Origin of the sequence: Spirulina sp. 06S082, assembly GCF_034932145.1 — a bacterium.
Taxonomy (GTDB): Bacteria; Cyanobacteriota; Cyanobacteriia; order Cyanobacteriales; family Spirulinaceae; genus CCY15215.
Map to the genome: position 1 here is coordinate 1 of NZ_JAYGHV010000370.1, position 1,879 is coordinate 1,879.

Genomic DNA, 1,879 nt, shown 5'->3' on the forward strand with positions numbered 1-1,879 from the left:
TTAGATGACTTGGTGCGACGCTACGACTGTCTCAAGGGCTATCCCAACGGCACTTATCGCGGCAACCGCGCTTTGACTCGCTACGAATTTGCAGCCGGTTTGAATGCTTGTTTGCAACAACTCGAGCGCGTAATTTCAGGACTCGATTTTGGCGAAGGGGAACTCAGCACTCTGCGTCGTCTGATGCAAGAGTTTGAAGCGGAACTCGCCACCTTGGGAACGCGGGTAGATAACTTGGAAGGTCGCGTTGCTTTCCTGGAAGATAACCAATTCTCCACCACTACAAAATTAGTGGGAGAAGTTATCTTCAACTTAGATATTGCCACGGGCGATCGCGCTAAGATTTTCGGCTTTGATAACGCTGATTACTTCGATCTCAGCCGTATTGAGAATTCGGCATTCTTACCAGAATCTGCCGCTCAAGTTATTGACCGCAACCGAATGTTGGGTGTCTTTGAGGATACTGGGGTAGTTGATTCGATTACCTTGGGAGAATATCTCACTCTCAATCCTACGGTAGCGAGCGATTTTGCCTCCGCGATAGATGGTGTGGATGACTCTACCAACTTCCAAACCGATCGCAACTCCCCTTTAGCTTTTGGATATCGGGTACGCTTAAACTTTGACACCAGTTTCACTGGACGCGATCGTCTCCGGACTCGTATTCAGGCTCGTAACTTACAAAATATTAGCGATACAGGACTCTCCACCGATCAAGCCGATCCCAACAAGTATGGCAACACAGATAATAACGATATTCGTCTTTCCGACCTAATTTATCGCTTTCCCATAGGCGATCGGGTGATGTTCCACATTGGTGCAACGGGTTTGGGGATTGATGATGTCTTAGATTCAGGAACCACTAGCCCTTTTGCTGCTGACGGTTTGCCTTTAGGATTGGCTTACAACAACCTTTTCTATGAAATCGGCGATCCAGATGCGGGTATTGGTGCAAATATCGAACTCGCCGATTGGTTGCGCTTAGATGTTGGTTTCATGGCTGGTAATGCCAACAGTGCAACTGAGGGAATCTTTGGTGGGAACTACGTTTTACCCGTCCAACTGAACTTCGATCTTTCTGACGATCTATTTATTGCACTTGGTTATGCTCGCGCCTACTCTGGCGAAAATGATTCTCATGTCTCAGCCACAGCCAGTATTTTAGGGCAAAATCCTTTCCTTTATTACAATCTCAACGATGCAAGTCGCGCTACAGGTTTCTTCCGGTCTGCGATTTCTAGCAATCACTGGCATTTATCTGCCTCCTGGGATGCCTCTGAGGTCTTAAATGTCAGTGCTTTTGTTGGCTATGCGAATGCAATTGCCGAATCTGGCGTTCGCGTCGGCGATAATGCTGACTATTGGACATGGGGTATTAACTTTGGCTTCCCCGATCTCTTCAAAGAAGATGATGTTCTCGTCGCAGGTTTTGGGATGCTGCCTTATCTCGGTAGTGCTAACAATGGACCGAGCGATCGCTCCCCATCCTACATGGCCAATATCGAGTATCGCTTCCCCATTACCGACAATATTGAAATGGCTCCAGGGGTTTATGCTGTGTTTAATCCCAATGGCAACCCCAACAACGACACAATCTTTGTTGGTATGCTGCGGACCACTTTCAGTTTCTAGGAACAGTAAGTTTATCTGAGTAATTTGCTCATCTAGCTTTAAAGGGAGTGCATTTCCGCACTCCTTTTTATTTTTAGAACTTTAAAGCTAAACAATCTTTGTTGGGATGCTTCGCACCATTTTGAACGCTCCCCAACCAAATCAAAGATTATGGTTGGGGATTCTTTCAGCTACGGAAATTCCGTAGCGTTCCCAGAACAACTGGCGTTCTCAGCGTGCAGTCGGAACTTTTGCCCACATACACTCT

At 46.8% G+C, this 1,879-nt stretch carries 1 protein-coding gene; it reads left to right on the forward strand.

The genetic code is table 11. The features are described 5' to 3' along the window. On the forward strand, window positions 1-1,632 hold a 1,632-nt coding region (locus VB714_RS21325; protein WP_323226702.1), incomplete at its 5' end, for an iron uptake porin. Between the last annotated feature and the right edge of the window lie 247 nt (window positions 1,633-1,879).